18 protein-coding genes are annotated in these 13,161 nt (G+C 63.6%); 10 read left to right on the top strand and 8 right to left on the bottom strand.

Annotated features, from left to right (window positions below; genetic code table 11):
• Position 1 precedes the first annotated feature (1 nt).
• Positions 2-592, top strand: a complete 591-nt coding sequence (locus GRI97_RS03440) for a hypothetical protein (protein ID WP_161389716.1) — start codon at positions 2-4, stop codon at positions 590-592.
• A gap of 50 nt (positions 593-642) precedes the next feature.
• On the opposite strand, the gene GRI97_RS03435 is transcribed toward GRI97_RS03440, so the two are convergent.
• The gene (locus GRI97_RS03435; RefSeq protein ID WP_161389715.1) at positions 643-1,038 is read right to left on the bottom strand and encodes a hypothetical protein; all 396 of its coding nucleotides are present in this window, start codon (positions 1,036-1,038) and stop codon (positions 643-645) included.
• A gap of 216 nt (positions 1,039-1,254) precedes the next feature.
• Between GRI97_RS03435 and GRI97_RS03430 the strand changes: the two genes are divergently transcribed.
• The 3 genes from GRI97_RS03430 to GRI97_RS03420 all read left to right on the top strand — a co-directional run bounded on the left by GRI97_RS03430 (position 1,255) and on the right by GRI97_RS03420 (position 3,322).
• Positions 1,255-1,719, top strand: coding sequence for a hypothetical protein (locus GRI97_RS03430; protein WP_161389714.1), 465 nt, complete (start codon positions 1,255-1,257; stop codon positions 1,717-1,719).
• 144 nt (positions 1,720-1,863) lie between these two features.
• Entirely contained in the window at positions 1,864-2,445 is a 582-nt protein-coding gene (locus GRI97_RS03425; RefSeq protein ID WP_161389713.1) for a DUF1826 domain-containing protein, read from the top strand.
• A gap of 124 nt (positions 2,446-2,569) precedes the next feature.
• Complete coding sequence (locus GRI97_RS03420) at positions 2,570-3,322, top strand: DUF6683 family protein (protein WP_161389712.1); 753 nt, start codon at positions 2,570-2,572, stop codon at positions 3,320-3,322.
• A gap of 13 nt (positions 3,323-3,335) precedes the next feature.
• Here the strand turns inward: GRI97_RS03420 and GRI97_RS03415 are convergent, their stop codons facing one another.
• Positions 3,336-4,256 carry a DMT family transporter gene (locus GRI97_RS03415; protein WP_161389711.1) on the bottom strand — a complete coding sequence of 307 codons (921 nt, stop codon included), beginning with the start codon at positions 4,254-4,256 and terminating at the stop codon, positions 3,336-3,338.
• Positions 4,257-4,320: 64 nt separating this feature from the next.
• On the opposite strand from GRI97_RS03415, the gene GRI97_RS03410 reads away from it, so the two are divergent.
• Positions 4,321-5,196: an HpcH/HpaI aldolase/citrate lyase family protein gene (locus tag GRI97_RS03410; RefSeq protein WP_161389710.1), complete on the top strand. Its 876-nt coding sequence runs from the start codon at positions 4,321-4,323 to the stop codon at positions 5,194-5,196.
• 1 nt (position 5,197) lies between these two features.
• Here the strand turns inward: GRI97_RS03410 and GRI97_RS03405 are convergent, their stop codons facing one another.
• Both GRI97_RS03405 and lipB read right to left on the bottom strand, forming a co-directional pair.
• Positions 5,198-5,524: a hypothetical protein gene (locus GRI97_RS03405; RefSeq protein ID WP_161389709.1), complete on the bottom strand. Its 327-nt coding sequence runs from the start codon at positions 5,522-5,524 to the stop codon at positions 5,198-5,200.
• Complete coding sequence (lipB, locus tag GRI97_RS03400) at positions 5,521-6,201, bottom strand: lipoyl(octanoyl) transferase LipB (RefSeq protein ID WP_161389708.1); 681 nt, start codon at positions 6,199-6,201, stop codon at positions 5,521-5,523. Before lipB ends, GRI97_RS03405 begins: the two co-directional genes overlap by 4 nt.
• Positions 6,202-6,268: 67 nt before the next feature.
• Between lipB and GRI97_RS03395 the strand changes: the two genes are divergently transcribed.
• Together GRI97_RS03395 and GRI97_RS03390 are read left to right on the top strand one after the other, a co-directional pair.
• Positions 6,269-7,078, top strand: a complete 810-nt coding sequence (locus tag GRI97_RS03395; protein WP_161389707.1) for a hypothetical protein — start codon at positions 6,269-6,271, stop codon at positions 7,076-7,078.
• Positions 7,056-7,472 (top strand): hypothetical protein, encoded by a 417-nt coding sequence (locus GRI97_RS03390; RefSeq protein ID WP_161389706.1) that lies wholly within the window; start codon positions 7,056-7,058, stop codon positions 7,470-7,472. The genes GRI97_RS03395 and GRI97_RS03390 overlap by 23 nt, the downstream gene beginning before the upstream one ends.
• Before the next feature lie 28 nt (positions 7,473-7,500).
• Here GRI97_RS03390 and GRI97_RS03385 read toward each other — a convergent pair whose 3' ends face one another.
• From GRI97_RS03385 to GRI97_RS03370, 4 genes are all read right to left on the bottom strand, one after another.
• Positions 7,501-8,139: a class I SAM-dependent methyltransferase gene (locus tag GRI97_RS03385; RefSeq protein WP_161389705.1), complete on the bottom strand. Its 639-nt coding sequence runs from the start codon at positions 8,137-8,139 to the stop codon at positions 7,501-7,503.
• Positions 8,140-8,268: 129 nt separating this feature from the next.
• Positions 8,269-8,613: an arsenate reductase family protein gene (locus GRI97_RS03380; protein WP_161389704.1), complete on the bottom strand. Its 345-nt coding sequence runs from the start codon at positions 8,611-8,613 to the stop codon at positions 8,269-8,271.
• Between the two features lie 35 nt (positions 8,614-8,648).
• Positions 8,649-9,200: a (2Fe-2S)-binding protein gene (locus GRI97_RS03375; protein WP_161389703.1), complete on the bottom strand. Its 552-nt coding sequence runs from the start codon at positions 9,198-9,200 to the stop codon at positions 8,649-8,651.
• Between the two features lie 41 nt (positions 9,201-9,241).
• Positions 9,242-9,997: a class II aldolase/adducin family protein gene (locus tag GRI97_RS03370; protein WP_161389702.1), complete on the bottom strand. Its 756-nt coding sequence runs from the start codon at positions 9,995-9,997 to the stop codon at positions 9,242-9,244.
• Between the two features lie 137 nt (positions 9,998-10,134).
• Between GRI97_RS03370 and GRI97_RS03365 the strand changes: the two genes are divergently transcribed.
• The 3 genes from GRI97_RS03365 to GRI97_RS03355 all read left to right on the top strand — a co-directional run bounded on the left by GRI97_RS03365 (position 10,135) and on the right by GRI97_RS03355 (position 13,120).
• Positions 10,135-10,680, top strand: coding sequence for a VOC family protein (locus GRI97_RS03365; protein WP_161389701.1), 546 nt, complete (start codon positions 10,135-10,137; stop codon positions 10,678-10,680).
• 57 nt (positions 10,681-10,737) lie between these two features.
• Positions 10,738-11,997, top strand: coding sequence for an MFS transporter (locus tag GRI97_RS03360; RefSeq protein WP_161389700.1), 1,260 nt, complete (start codon positions 10,738-10,740; stop codon positions 11,995-11,997).
• 178 nt (positions 11,998-12,175) lie between these two features.
• Complete coding sequence (locus GRI97_RS03355; protein WP_161389699.1) at positions 12,176-13,120, top strand: AraC family transcriptional regulator; 945 nt, start codon at positions 12,176-12,178, stop codon at positions 13,118-13,120.
• Positions 13,121-13,161: the final 41 nt, after the last annotated feature.

Here is a 13,161-nt window from a genome sequence, read left to right as displayed (position 1 = left end):
GATGTACAAATGGATTGCTCCTGCTCTGGCGGCCGCTGCCCTGACATTTTCGGCACCCGGCTGGGCCCACAAGCTGATGGGCGCGGGCGAGCGGGTGGAAGTTGCCCGGTCCGGCATGGCCCTGACCCCGACGACGGATTGGAACAAGCTGAGCTATCGCCCCGGCAAATTTGCCGAGCGCTGGACGATGGACGGCGAAATGCTGAATGACGTCATCTTCTACACCGTGCCGGCGAATGAACCGCTGCTGCGCGAAGTGGACAAGCGGAACCGGCCGCTGCCGCAGTTCCAGGCCAATATGCTGGCGGTCGAAATTCCGCAGTTGCTGGAAAGCACGAAGCGGATTGCCAATGACGTGGCGATCTTCACCACCACATCATCCACCCCGGCAAAGCTGGGCGGCGTGGATGGGGTGAAGTTCACCTATCAGTTCGTGGGCACCGACGAATTGCGCCGCAATGGTGAAGCCTTCGCGGCGATATCCAATGGCACATTGTACATGATATCCTACGAAGCGCCCGAAATTCACTATTTCGACAAGGATCTGGAGAACTATCGCAAGCTGGTGGAATCCGTCAGCATAGCCGGGTGATCGGCGGCCATTGATGTGGGTTGCCATAACACCAGGTTATGGCAGCCAGATCAGACCAGAACCCTCTCCCTATTCACGACCAGCGCATAGGTGCTTCCTTCACACCAGAAGGTGATCGTATCACCTTCGTGGTCAGCGTGGGAGAAATCCGCCCCGGCATCGCTACTGGGATAATGGATTTCCACCACGCAGCCCGGTTCGATGATCTGTGACGAAGCCCAGGGCTCGACGATCAGGGTGAGCGGGGCGTTGCTGTCGTTGGTGAAGCAAAATTGCCTGTCGAGCACGCGGGTTTCGATACCGAACCCGTCTGGGCAATCGTGGTAGGCTGGCTGCAACCGGGCCATTCTGACATGCTCTTCGGCCGCAGCAGCCGAATGGAAAACCCCCATGCTCTTTTCAGCGCAGTTCGGGTGCTGGTGCGTCAGGATGAAAACCTCGATCATGGCGCCACTCTATACTGAGGGCGCACGGCGGCAAGCTGGCAGATATGCGTTCGGCCGAGCCGATGCGTCGCCCATACTCTGCAGCAACAGAACGTCACAAAAATCAATTTGACGATATATCATTACATTCAATAGCCGAGGGCATGACATCGCCGCCAGCCCGATGATTTGGCGGATGGAAGGCGGTGTCGGATAACGACACAGGAAAGGGTCGAGATGTTTACCGAAGACATGGTGCATGACGCGCTGCAGACCTGGTGCGACAATGTGGTCGCGGTTGGCAAGGTTCATGCCGAGGGCGGCGATGCCCGGGCGTTTGCGACCAGGGTTCTGAGCGACAATTACGATTACGACAATGGCAAGGTGCTGTTCAAACCCACGCTGACCTATGGGGCGCAGACCTTCCGCCCCACCGGCGAAGGCGCGCTGGCCTATTTCACCGGCGGGGATGAAAGCTTCCCCGATGACAAGGGCTTCAAGCTGAAGCCGTGGGTGAAGGTGTGGTACAGCAAGGAAGATCACATCCTGCATGGCGATTTGGCGATCGTGCAATGCAATGTGCATTTCATCGGTGCCGATGACAGCCACATCTTCGTGAACAAGAGCTTCGTGTTCAAGAAATGCGAAGACGGGAAGGTGCGGATCATCCTGCACCAATCGTCCCTGCCCTATCAGCCCTGAGGCTTGACGTCGTACGGCGGTGCGAATGGCGTTTGGCGCTGCCCGCCGCCGCAGGGCGCTGCCCTCTCTCGAATCCGCAGTGCTGGTGTTCTGCTGGCCACCATCGGCGGATCGCTAAAGCAACCCATTGACCGGTCGCCCCCTATGACAGCCTTCAAGATGGAACGACTGGTTCCGATCGTGCCGGATCGCGCCTCTCTCGACCGGATTGCCCGACCTGATGCCGCACTGGCGATCTGGTGGCGGCGCATGTCCGATCCGTTGCGGGCGGCGCTGCAGGAACTGGACCTGGCCAGGCTGGACAATCTGTCGGTGGAAATCGACGCGGGTGGTTCGATCTGCGGCGCCTTGCGCGCGGCAGGATATTCGGAAACCGCGATCGGGCTGCTGTCTCAGGATATCGAATTGCTGGTGAAACGGCATGCGGCGCTGACGGGCGAAGACCGGCTCCATGTAAGGCTCGAGGTGGTGGAGGCGGACGCATGTTGCCAGTTCCATGCCGACGACATCACGCTGAGGCTGACATGCACCTATGTCGGGCCCGGGCGGCAGTGGTGCTGCGTCGCGGGGCAGGACGCAATCTGCGAGGTGCCGACCGGTTCGGTGGGGGTTTTCAAGGGCCGGATGCTGCTGGACCCGCCGGCCGTGCTGCATCGGTCGCCCGCAATGTCCGCCAAGGGTGGGCGCCGGCTCGAACTGGTGATCGATCCCGCGCAGTGTTCTTAGATACGCAATGCCGGAATCAGTCCGGGCGAGCGATTGTTCCCTATGAGCCGAGCACCCAGTTCGTTGTCCCTGCACGGCAGGCGCTCTAAAACCGCAGAAGGTTCTTATGAGACGGGAGCGATGCATGCTTCGTTTTCTGCCGTTCTTTGCCGTGGCCATGACGATCGCGGCGCCAGCCGCCGCGCAGAGCATGGGCTGGGCCACCATTACCCCTTCGATCGCCGGTACCGATACGCTGGGCCTGGCGCTGCGGGGTGATTTTGACGGGGAGCGGCCGACGCCGCGCGAACAAACGTCGCCTCGTGACAGGCAACCATCACCCCGCACACCGCCCACAACCCCGTCGGTGGATGCGGCGGCGCTGACCTATCAACCGTCATTGGAACGCCGGCGCGCGAATATCGCGGCCTTCGTTGCGGACACGCGGCAGCGCAATGCGGCGGCCGGCGAGGATCTGGGGCGGGTGCTGACGCAGAACGACGTCATCGCCGCGTTCGAGCCCGAGCTTGCCACTTTCGGCATGCGGGTCGACAATGTCGCCGATGCTCTGGCGCTGTACTGGATTGTCGCCTGGCAGACATCGCAGGGTCACAATAACAATTTCAGCCCGGCCAAGGCCCAGGCCGTGAGCGGGCAGGCTGCGCGCGCACTCGCCAGCCTGCCGGCGATCACCACCGCCGGGGACGCAGACAAGCAGCAGTTTGCCGAGGCGCTGCTGGTCCATGCGCTGCTGCTGGATGCAGGAGTCACGCGGGCCGAGGGTGACGCGCAGATGACCGCGATGCTCGGTGACGTCGCGCGCAGCGGGGCGCAGGGCATGGGGATGGACCTGGCGACGATGGAGCTGACCGAGCAGGGGTTCGTGCCGGTGGGGTGAAGGCAAGAACGGCCTAATCCGCCTTCGCGCGTGCCCCGCGTGCTCCGCGAGGCGTTACCTTGGCCAGCACCAGTGCCGAACCGACCAGGGCGATCCCGAGCAGATCCACGCCGGTCAGCACTTCGCCGAAGCTGATCCAGCCGGCCATGGCGGCCACCGCTGGCTGGCACAGCAGGGCGATGCCGATGACCAGCGGGGAGAAATGGCGCAGGGCGTAGACCAGCATCCCCTGCCCGATCAGCTGGCTGCTGATGGCGAGGCCGATCACCGGCGTCCAGCTGGTGGGCATGATCGCTTCGTTCCGCAGCAGCGCAATGATCAACAGCACGGGCACGCTGCCGAGGCACGACCAGGTCAGCAGGCTCCAGCTACCCAAACCTTTTCGGGCGTCCTGCAGGATCAGCAGATAGCCGGCGTAGAGCATGCCGGCGGTCAGGCAGAACAAATCGCCCATCAGCGTGCGGGGGGAGATTTCGAAGGACCGGCCCATCAGCACGGCGGCGCCGATCAACGCGGCGGCCAGAGCGGGCCATTCCTGCCCGCGCGGCAGGCGGCGCCAGGCGATGAAGCCCCAGACCATCAGGACCAGGCTGCCGGCATTGCCGAACAGCGTGGCATTGGCCAGCCGGGTCATGCCGATGCCGATGTGCCAGCTGGCGATATCCAGCCCGAAGAACACCCCGCCGGCCATCACCGCCAGCACGGTGCGGCGCGGCAGGCCGTGAAGTTGCTGCCCATTGGCCAGCGCCAGCAGCGCCAGGACCGGCAGGGCCAGGCCGATGCGCCAGAAGCCGGTGGCGACCGGGCCGGTATCCGCCATGCGCACGAACCATGGGCCCATGGCCAGCGCCGCATTGCCGATCAGCAGCGCGGCCAGCGGCAGCAGCCGGGCCAGCAGCGGAGAGGGCGACTCGGGTTGGGCGGGGGTATTCATCCCCCTCTCTAGCCATGGTGCCGGGCAAGGCTATAGATCGGTGGCGGAGATATGGGAGTTGTGCATGGCAGGTCGATCATGGCTGTTTGCCCCGGGCGATAGCGAGATCAAGCTGGGCAAGGTCGCCGGCTATGGCGCAGACGTGGTAATCGTCGATCTGGAAGATGCGGTCGACCCGGCGCGCAAAGCGGCGGCGCGCGGGCTGGCAGCGGAATGGCTGACCGATCATCCGGCAAGCGGGAGCGGTTTCGGGCGCTGGGTGCGGATCAATGCGGTCGATACGCCGCTGTGGCGCGATGATCTGGCCGGGGTGATCGCCGGGCGGCCGGATGGGATCATGCTGCCCAAGGCGGCCGGGCCGGCGCAATTGCGCGAGGTGGGCGCGGCGCTGGAGGCGCTGGAGGCTGAGCATGACCTGGCCGTCGGTTCCACGCAGCTGTTGCCGCTGGTGAGCGAGACGCCGGCCGCTGCGCTGACCATTCCGAGCTATCTGGATGCCGATCTGCCGCGCCTGGCCGGGCTGACTTGGGGCGCAGAGGATCTGTCCGCTGCGATCGGGGCGGCGCGCAAGCGGGATGCGACGGGGGAATGGACCGATGCGTTCCGCTGGGTGCGCACGCAGGTGCTGCTGACCGCGCATGGCTGCGCCGTGTTGCCGGTGGATACGCTGCATGCCGATTTCCGCGACATGGCCGGGCTGGAACGACAGGCCGCCGCCTCCTTCGCCGACGGCTTTGCCGGGATGCTGGCGATCCACCCGGCGCAGGTGCCGGTGATCAACGCTGCCTATACGCCCGGCGAGGAGCAGATCGCGGCGGCGCGGGCGATCGTCGCGGCGTTCGACCAAGCGCAGGGCGCAGGCGTGGTGCAGCTGGACGGGCGGATGCTGGACCAGCCGCATCTGGCGCAGGCGCGCCGGCTGCTGGCCTCCATCCCCTGAGCTATTCTGTCGCCGGAGCCGCGGGCGGAGTGACGGCGGCGGACGGTTCTGCCGCAGGCGTGGCCTCTGCCGCCGGATCTGCCCCCGGGGTGGCGGCAGCGGTGGGGATGGCGCGCGGCGTGGGTCCGCCTTCGGACGGGGGGATCAGGCTGGGATCCTGGATCGGCGGCTGCGAGGTCAGCTCATCGAGCGGGATCATCTCGTCATTGATGGTGCCGGGCAGCACCTCTTCCGATTGCACGGCTTCGCCGGTGGCGGCTTCCTTGCTGTCGCAGGCGGCGAGGACCAGCAGCAGGGCCGGGACGGCAACGGACAGGCGGCGGTTCACAGGCTACACTCCGGCTGGGACAGGCGGTCGAGGAAATCCCCGGCCCGGCGCCTCAATGCCGCATCCCATTCGTCCGGTCCAACCGAAATGCCGAGCCGGGCCAGGCTGGTGACGCCATATTCGGCAATGCCGCAGGGCACGATGCCGCCGAAATGGCCCAGATCGGGATCGATGTTGACGGCAAAGCCATGCATGGTGATCCAGCGGCGCACGCGCACGCCGATCGCGCCGATCTTTGCCTCGCTGCCGTCAATGTCGCGCGTCCAGATGCCCACGCGCCCTTCGGCCGACCAGCTTTCCACCCCGAAATCCGCGAGGGTGGCGATGACCCATTTTTCAAGCCCATGGACGAAGCAGCGCACATCGCGCCCGCGCTTCGTCAGATCGAGCAGGACATAGCCGATCCGCTGCCCCGGCCCGTGATAGGTGTAGCGCCCGCCCCGCCCGGTTTCGACGACGTCGAAGCGTGGGTCGATCAGATCCGATGCCATGGCGCTGGTGCCCGCCGTGTAGACGGGCGGATGTTCGAGCAGCCAGATCAGTTCCCGCGCATCGCCCGCGGAAAGCGCGATATTGCGCGCTTCCTGTTCGGCAAGGGCGTCGCGATAGGCGACCGGGGCAAGGCTGCGCCGCCATTCGAGGTTCTGTTCCGGCCAGAAATCGCTGATAGGTTCCATCGCTTGATTGCGTGCCGTCTGCAAAGCCGGTTATCAAGCCTGATTGCTGCGTGCAGAGGAAAATCGAATGAAGCTGGATATGAACCTGGCGTGGCGCGATGCCACTGCCATGATTGGTGCGAACCGCGAGGTGCTGCTGATCGTGGCCGGGATATTCTTCTTCCTGCCGGGCCTGGCGATGACCTTCGTCATGCCCGATTTTGCCGGCGCGCTGGAAAACCAGCAGCAGATGCAGCAGATGGTGATGGATTTCTATTCCGGCTTCTGGTGGCTGTTCCTGCTGTCGTTCGTGGCGCAGATCATCGGTTATCTGACCTTGCTGACGCTGTTGCGGACCGACAGCAAACCAACCGTGGGCGAAGCTCTGCGCGCCGGGCTGGGCGGCCTGCTGCCGGCGATCGGCGCCTATCTGATCCTGACATTTGGCCTGGGCCTGATTGCCGCCGTGGTGGTGGGAATTGGTGCCGCCACCGGAAACGGAGTTGCAGTGGGCATCTGCTTTGCCGCGGTGTTCGTGCTGATGGTCTATGCCATGATCAAATGTTCGCTGACCGGGGCGACCATCGCGATCGAGCAGATCCGCAATCCGGTCAGCGCGCTGCGCCGCAGCTGGCAGCTGACCAAAGGCAACAGTTCGCGGCTGTTCCTGTTCTTCGTGCTGATCGTGCTGGTCTATTTCGTGGCATCGATCCTGGTTGGCGTGGTGTTTTCGGTGGTGTTCCTGGCGCTGGGGCCAAGCGTGGGCGTAATCACCAGCGGTATCGCATCGGGCATCGTATCGGCCATCGCGACGCTGGTGTTCGTGGCCGCGATTGCCGCCGCCCACCGCCAGCTGTCTGGCGGCACCCAGAACAATGTCGACGACATCTTTGGCTGAGCAGGACAATTCCGGCCCGCTGTTCGCCCTGCTGATCGATGATCCGGGGCAGCAGCCGGCCAGGCTGCTGGCGCTGCTGCGACGCCATGGCGAGGCATCGCTCGCGCAGCTGCAGGCGCGAATCCGAGCCGATCAGCCGGTGATCTGTGCCCCGCTGTTCGGTGACTGGGAGGAGGAATTCGCCCATGCCATGCGCGATCTGCTGGGCAAGCTGGATGCGCTGGGCGTGGAAACGGGTGTGCGCTGGTCAGCCTTCGAGCTGATGGAGGAAGCGGAGTGGAGCCGGCAGGGCGATCATTTCCCGATTACCCGCGCCGTGCTGGACAACATGATCGCTGCCCATGCCGATGACATCCAGCGCCTGCAGGAACTGGATGATCTGGGTCATCGGTGAATGAATGCCCTCAGGCGGCCCAATAGTTTCAGGCGGCCTGGTCTTCTTTCCAGCCCCAGGACAGGAAGCAAGGGGGAATGTTCCACCATTCCAGCCCGGTGTTGACCCGTTCGAAATGGCGCGCGGTATATTGCCGCGCCACGGTGCTGAACTGATAGGTCAGGAAAGCGCCACCGGTGCGGATGACGCGATAGGTGGCGGCGGCAATCGCCGGTGCAACCCCTTCCGGCAGGGTCGAGAACGGCAGGCCCGAAAGCACGTAATCGGCCTTTTCATGGCCGAAGGAGCGGACGATCGCTTCCACATCCTCTGCCGAGCCGAGCACGGCATGGAACCGGCTGTCGGTGATGGTCCGCTTGAGATAGTCGATGAACATCGGGTTGGTGTCGATCACCACCAGTTCGCCATCGCGCGGCAGGCGATCGAGCACGGGCTGGCAGAAGGTGCCCACGCCCGGACCATATTCGACGAACAGCTTGCAATTGGCCCAGTCGACCGGGGCCAGCATGGCATTGATCGTCGCCTTCGAGGATGGGATGATCGAACCGACCATGCGTGGCCGTTCGATAAACCCCTTCAGAAACACGCCGGCCGGACCCATCGCACGCCCCAGGCGTTTGGCGAGGCGGAAGCCCCGGCTTTCCGCGGTCAACTCATTGACACTCATGGACTGGAACGCGCCCCCTCAATTGCAACAGGCAGCACGCCCGGCATTCTGGATCGCCGCACGAGTGGCAAATCCGGTCAATCATTGCAAGTAAATCGCGGCCAAATCCCCCAACAGACCCACAGGTCGTCAGAGAATTTCCTCCACCCGCTCCATTGGTCGACAAAGACGCACGCCCTGTTCGGTTTCCACCAGCGGGCGTTCGATCAGGATCGGTTCGGCCACCATGGCGGCAATCACGGTCGCATCATCGGCCTGGGTCAGGCCGCGTTCTGCCGCATCGGTGCCGCGCAGCCGCAGGCCATCGCGCGCGGCCATGCCGGCATCGCGATAGAGTTGCGCCAGCTTTTCCGCCGTGGGCGGATCCTTCAAATATTCGACGACGGTCAGTTGCACATCGTCGCGTTCTTCCAGCAGGGCCAGCACCTTGCGCGAGGTGCCGCATTTCGGATTGTGCCAGATGGTGGCCTGCATGGTGTGTTCCTGTGTCCTTGTGGTCAGCGAGGTGATCAGCGAGAGTCTTCATCGGCGGGGCGCATCGCCGGCACCGATGCCGCCGCGTCGCGGGCATCGATACCCGGCGCCGGAGCAGCACTGATCCGTTCCACCCGGCGCGCCACGCGTCCGGCGCGCTTAACCGCCGCGATCAGCCGGGGATAGACTCCGCAGCGGCAGAGATTGGGGATCGCCTGCTTGATATCGGCATCGCTGGGATCGGCATTGCGCGCGATCAGGGCGGCGGCAGCGATGACGATGCCCGGGGTGCAGAAGCCGCACTGGATCGCCTGTTCGGCAACCATCGCCTGCTGCACCGGGTGCGATCGATCGCGCGAGAGCCCCTCTATGGTGGTGATCTGCCGCCCCTCCGCCTCCGCAATGGTGATCAGGCAGCTGCGCAACGCCTCCCCATCGACCAGCACCATGCAGGCGCCGCAATCGCCATTGCCGCAGCCATATTTGGTGCCAGTGAGATTGGCGGCATCGCGCAGCGCCCACAGCAGCGGGGTTTCGGGATCCATGTCAAAACGGATCGGCCGTTCGTTGACGGTCATGCTGGGCATGGCGGGGCCTTAAACCCTTGAGGTCAGCTATCCAAAAGGTTTCAGTCGCGCCAGCCAGTGTCGATCGTGTCCAGCTTGCGCACCCAGGCTTCGAAATCGGCACGGCCAAAATCCTTGAGCGCCACCTCATCCCGGTCCCGCTGATGGATTGCGATCACTTCCGGAGGGACGCGGATCGGATTGCCGAGCGCGCAGGTCTTGACCTGAATTTCGCAGGCGCGCTGCAGCATGTAATAGTTGAAGAACATCTCATACAGGGTTTCGCCCAGCACCACCGGGCCATGGTTGCGCAGCAGCAGCACACGCTTGTCGCCCAGGTTTTCGAGCAGGCGCACGCCCTCTTCCGCGCGGACGGTGATGCCTTCGAAATCATGATAGGCGACGCCCCCTTCGAAGAAGCAGGCGTAGAAATTGGTCGGCGTGAGGCCATCGGCGCTGGAACAGACCGCCATGGTATCGGGCGTGTGGGTGTGGACGATGGCATGGGCCCAGTCGCAATGGGCGTGGAACAGCCCGTGCTGGGTGAAGCCGGCCTTGTTCACCGGATAGGGGCTGTCGCAAAGCTTGTTCCCCTCGTGATCGATCTTGACCAGATTTGACGCGGTGACTTCGGACCAAAGCAGGCCATAGGGATTGATCAGGAAGGCGTCTTCACCCGGCACGCGCAGGGTGATGTGGTTGTAGATCGATTCCGACCAGCCCATCATGTCGAAGATGCGATAGCAGGCGGCCAGTTCCAGCCGGGCGGTCCATTCCGCGTCGCTGCGCGGCGCCGTCGCCTTGATCTGCGTTGCCATATCCTGTCCCTTTTCTGCTTTTTCCGTTCGGCGCCCGACCATTATCACAGCTGCGCCCACACGCCATGATTGACATTGCCCTGCCGATTGGCGAGCCATGCGGCGAATTGCGGCAGACAGCCGGATGGGAGAGATTGATGACCGATAAACTGGGTTACGGCCAGCCGATGGGCGGCATTGCACAGACCGCCTTCGTCGTGGAAAATCTGCAGGAATCGATTGCGCGTTTCGTGGCCGATATGAAGGCCGGGCCGTTCTTCGTGCTGGATCACTTCCTGGTGCCGGGCCAGAACTATCGCGGCAGCGAAAGCACGGCGGACATCACGCTGGCCATGGGGTTTGCCGGGCACATGCTGATCGAACTGATCCAGCCGCTGGACAACAATCCCAGCGTCTATTCCGAGACCATCGCCAAGCGCGGTTACGGCTATCACCATTTCGGCATCGCCAGCCGCGATGTGGATGCGGCCAGCCTGGAATATCAGGCCCGCGGATATCAGGAAGCGTTCCGCGCATCGGTGCCGACCGGCGGCGAAGTCGTCTATCTGGACAATGGCACGGGCGCCGAATGGGGTTTCCTGGAACTGCTGCCGGTGACGCCGGGCATGGACGAAACCTTCACCCGTTTCTGGGAAGCGAGCCAGAACTGGGACGGCAGCGACCCGGTGCGCCCCTTCATCTGATCATCCAGCGATAACATAACGACCGCGCCACAAGATGGCGCGGCGGGGGAGAGTCCCATGCATCCAAGCGCCAATCTGCAGCAGGGCAACTGGACGAAGAATTCGTCCGGTTACCAGATCCTGCTGGTCGTTCTGCTGAGCCTCAATTTCGGGATCGTGTTCTTCGACCGGCAGGCGCTGAATGTGCTGATGCCGCAGGTGAAGCCGGAACTGGGGCTGACCGATACCCAGATCGGGATCATCGCCGGCGGCCTGAGCTTCACCTGGGCTATTGCGGCCTTTTTCGTCGGCAAGCTTTCGGATTCACTCGGCAAGCGCAAGCTGCTGCTGATCTTTTCGACCATCGCCTTTTCCGCCTGTTCGTTTCTGACCGGGCTGGCCACCACCTTTGCCCTGCTGCTGGGTGCCCGCCTGCTGATGGGTGCGGCCGAAGGCGGCGTGATGCCGATCAGCCATGCCATGGTGGCGAGCGAAGTATCGCCGCAATATCGCGGATTGGCGCAGGGCGTGGCGCAGAACCTGGGGTCCAACCTGCTGGGCAGCTTCGCCGCGCCGGTGATCCTGGTTGCCTTTGCCGCCGCTTTCGGCTGGCGCGAGGCGTTTTTCCTGGCAGGTGCGCCCGGTATCATCAGCGCGATGATCATCTGGTTCCTGCTGAAGGAGCCCGCCCCCCTGCCCAAGCCGACGCAGCAGGAAGCCGGAATGACCATTCCGGAGGCGCTGAAACATCGCAACATGTGGGTATCGGTAACGGTCGGCATATTGATGGTCGGCCATTTCGTGATTACCTGGTCGTTCATGCCGCTGTATCTGCAGGATCACCGGGGCATGGATGGCGAAACCATGAGCTGGCTGATGGGTTCGCTGGGCATTGCAGCAGCCATCTACAGCATCGTGATTTCCGGCCTGTCCGACAGGATCGGGCGCAAGCCGGTGATGGTGATCCTGCCATTCCTATCCGTGGTCGGCCCGCTGGCAGCGATATATTTCACCGGTTCGCCGGTGGTGCTGGCCGCGATCTTCTTCGTCGGCTGGGCCGTAAACGGCATCTTCCCGATCTTCATGGCGACAATCCCGTCCGAATCCTTCGATCCGCGCCACCATGCCACGGTGCTGGGGCTGGCCATGGGTTCGTGCGAGATCATCGGGGGGGTCGCGGGGCCGCCGCTGGCCGGCAAGCTGAACGATATGTTCGGTCCCAATTCCTTCCTCTGGATGCTGATCGTGCTGGCGCTGATCAGCGGCGTTGTGGCGACGTTCCTGCGCGAAACAGCACCGGCGGTGCTGGCCAAGCGGAACGGCGCAATCCCCGCCTGATCTCAAGGGCAAGCCGATCCTTTCGGATTGGCTTGCATTTTGTTGCCGTCTTGTGTTCGTTAGCCCGGTGAGAGGAGAAGGCGCCACTCACCGGGGCACCCCCGGGTGAGCAGGGCGAACGGATCCCCACGCAAAACGGGCCCGCCGTTTGTGCACTGCGGCCCGGGGAGAGATGGTGATGACGGGCGTCGTTGCAAAATACGCCACGCGGGGAATCGCACCGGGGGATCGGCTGCGGTACTGGAACGCTGTGGCCGAAGATGCATTCCGCGGCACATCGGTGCAGGCGGAAAGCCAGATGTTCGAAGGCGAGATGCTGTGCTGGAGCCTGGGCCAGATGGCCATGATCCGCACGCGGTCGATCGCCGCCAATGTGCTGCGCCGGGCGCTGTATGGCAATGAAGAGCGGGTGATCATGCATGTGCAACTGCGCGGCAGCGGCAGGCATTATCAGGGGGACCGCGAAACCCAGCTGGAAGTCGGCGATTTCGTGATCGGTTCGCCGCATGAAAACTATCGCTTCGAATTGAGCCCGCATGAGATGATGGTGGTGGAATTCCCCCATCACGAGCTGGCCAAACGCGTGCCCGACCTGAACGACCGGATGGCCCGGCGCATTTGCGGCACAACCCCCGCCGCGCGGGTATTCAACGATTTCCTGCATTCCATGTGGCGCCAGGCCGATAGCGCGCAGGGCGGTCCGGAATGGGAAAGCGGGATCAATCGCGTGTTTTACGATCTGGCGGCCATGGCCATTCAGGGCGACAGCCAGCATGGCGATCACACCGCCAATCGCGGGCAGCGCTGGCGCGCCTATGCGCTGATCGAATCCTGCCTGTCCGACCCCGATCTGTGTACCAACACCATCGCCCGCGAGCTGGGCACATCGGCCCGCACGGTACAAAACATCTTTGCCGAAATGGGCACAACACCCTCTGCGGCGATTCTCGACCGCCGGCTGGAACGGGCGGCCGAAAAGCTGCTGGCCGATCCCACGCTGAGCATCACCGAGGCGGCATTCAGCCACGGATTCAACGACAGCGCCTATTTCACGCGCTGTTTCCGCCAGAAATTCGGGGTTTCCCCCCGGGCGTGGCGAATGGGGCACAGCGCCGGAGGATAATCACCCCGCCCATGCGCTTGCGCCATTGTCCAAATGGCCTG

The organism is Croceibacterium xixiisoli (assembly GCF_009827305.1).
In the GTDB taxonomy this organism is placed as follows: domain Bacteria; phylum Pseudomonadota; class Alphaproteobacteria; order Sphingomonadales; family Sphingomonadaceae; genus Croceibacterium_C; species Croceibacterium_C xixiisoli.
This window is presented reverse-complemented; position numbering and strand designations above follow the sequence as displayed.

What these genes read in the sequence shown, in the direction of transcription:
- lipB (WP_161389708.1), bottom strand. Translation starts at nt 6,201, where the DNA reads ATGGAACCTATCAGCGATTTCTGGCCGGAACAGAACCTCGAATGGCGG.
- GRI97_RS03380 (WP_161389704.1), bottom strand. Translation starts at nt 8,613, where the DNA reads ATGCAGGCCACCATCTGGCACAATCCGAAATGCGGCACCTCGCGCAAG.
- GRI97_RS03390 (WP_161389706.1), top strand. Translation starts at nt 7,056, where the DNA reads ATGTCGACGACATCTTTGGCTGAGCAGGACAATTCCGGCCCGCTGTTC.
- GRI97_RS03415 (WP_161389711.1), bottom strand. Translation starts at nt 4,256, where the DNA reads ATGAATACCCCCGCCCAACCCGAGTCGCCCTCTCCGCTGCTGGCCCGG.
- GRI97_RS03365 (WP_161389701.1), top strand. Translation starts at nt 10,135, where the DNA reads ATGACCGATAAACTGGGTTACGGCCAGCCGATGGGCGGCATTGCACAG.
- GRI97_RS03430 (WP_161389714.1), top strand. Translation starts at nt 1,255, where the DNA reads ATGTTTACCGAAGACATGGTGCATGACGCGCTGCAGACCTGGTGCGAC.
- GRI97_RS03370 (WP_161389702.1), bottom strand. Translation starts at nt 9,997, where the DNA reads ATGGCAACGCAGATCAAGGCGACGGCGCCGCGCAGCGACGCGGAATGG.
- GRI97_RS03395 (WP_161389707.1), top strand. Translation starts at nt 6,269, where the DNA reads ATGAAGCTGGATATGAACCTGGCGTGGCGCGATGCCACTGCCATGATT.
- GRI97_RS03420 (WP_161389712.1), top strand. Translation starts at nt 2,570, where the DNA reads ATGCTTCGTTTTCTGCCGTTCTTTGCCGTGGCCATGACGATCGCGGCG.
- GRI97_RS03435 (WP_161389715.1), bottom strand. Translation starts at nt 1,038, where the DNA reads ATGATCGAGGTTTTCATCCTGACGCACCAGCACCCGAACTGCGCTGAA.
- GRI97_RS03385 (WP_161389705.1), bottom strand. Translation starts at nt 8,139, where the DNA reads ATGAGTGTCAATGAGTTGACCGCGGAAAGCCGGGGCTTCCGCCTCGCC.
- GRI97_RS03425 (WP_161389713.1), top strand. Translation starts at nt 1,864, where the DNA reads ATGACAGCCTTCAAGATGGAACGACTGGTTCCGATCGTGCCGGATCGC.
- GRI97_RS03375 (WP_161389703.1), bottom strand. Translation starts at nt 9,200, where the DNA reads ATGCCCAGCATGACCGTCAACGAACGGCCGATCCGTTTTGACATGGAT.
- GRI97_RS03360 (WP_161389700.1), top strand. Translation starts at nt 10,738, where the DNA reads ATGCATCCAAGCGCCAATCTGCAGCAGGGCAACTGGACGAAGAATTCG.
- GRI97_RS03410 (WP_161389710.1), top strand. Translation starts at nt 4,321, where the DNA reads ATGGCAGGTCGATCATGGCTGTTTGCCCCGGGCGATAGCGAGATCAAG.
- GRI97_RS03355 (WP_161389699.1), top strand. Translation starts at nt 12,176, where the DNA reads ATGACGGGCGTCGTTGCAAAATACGCCACGCGGGGAATCGCACCGGGG.
- GRI97_RS03440 (WP_161389716.1), top strand. Translation starts at nt 2, where the DNA reads ATGTACAAATGGATTGCTCCTGCTCTGGCGGCCGCTGCCCTGACATTT.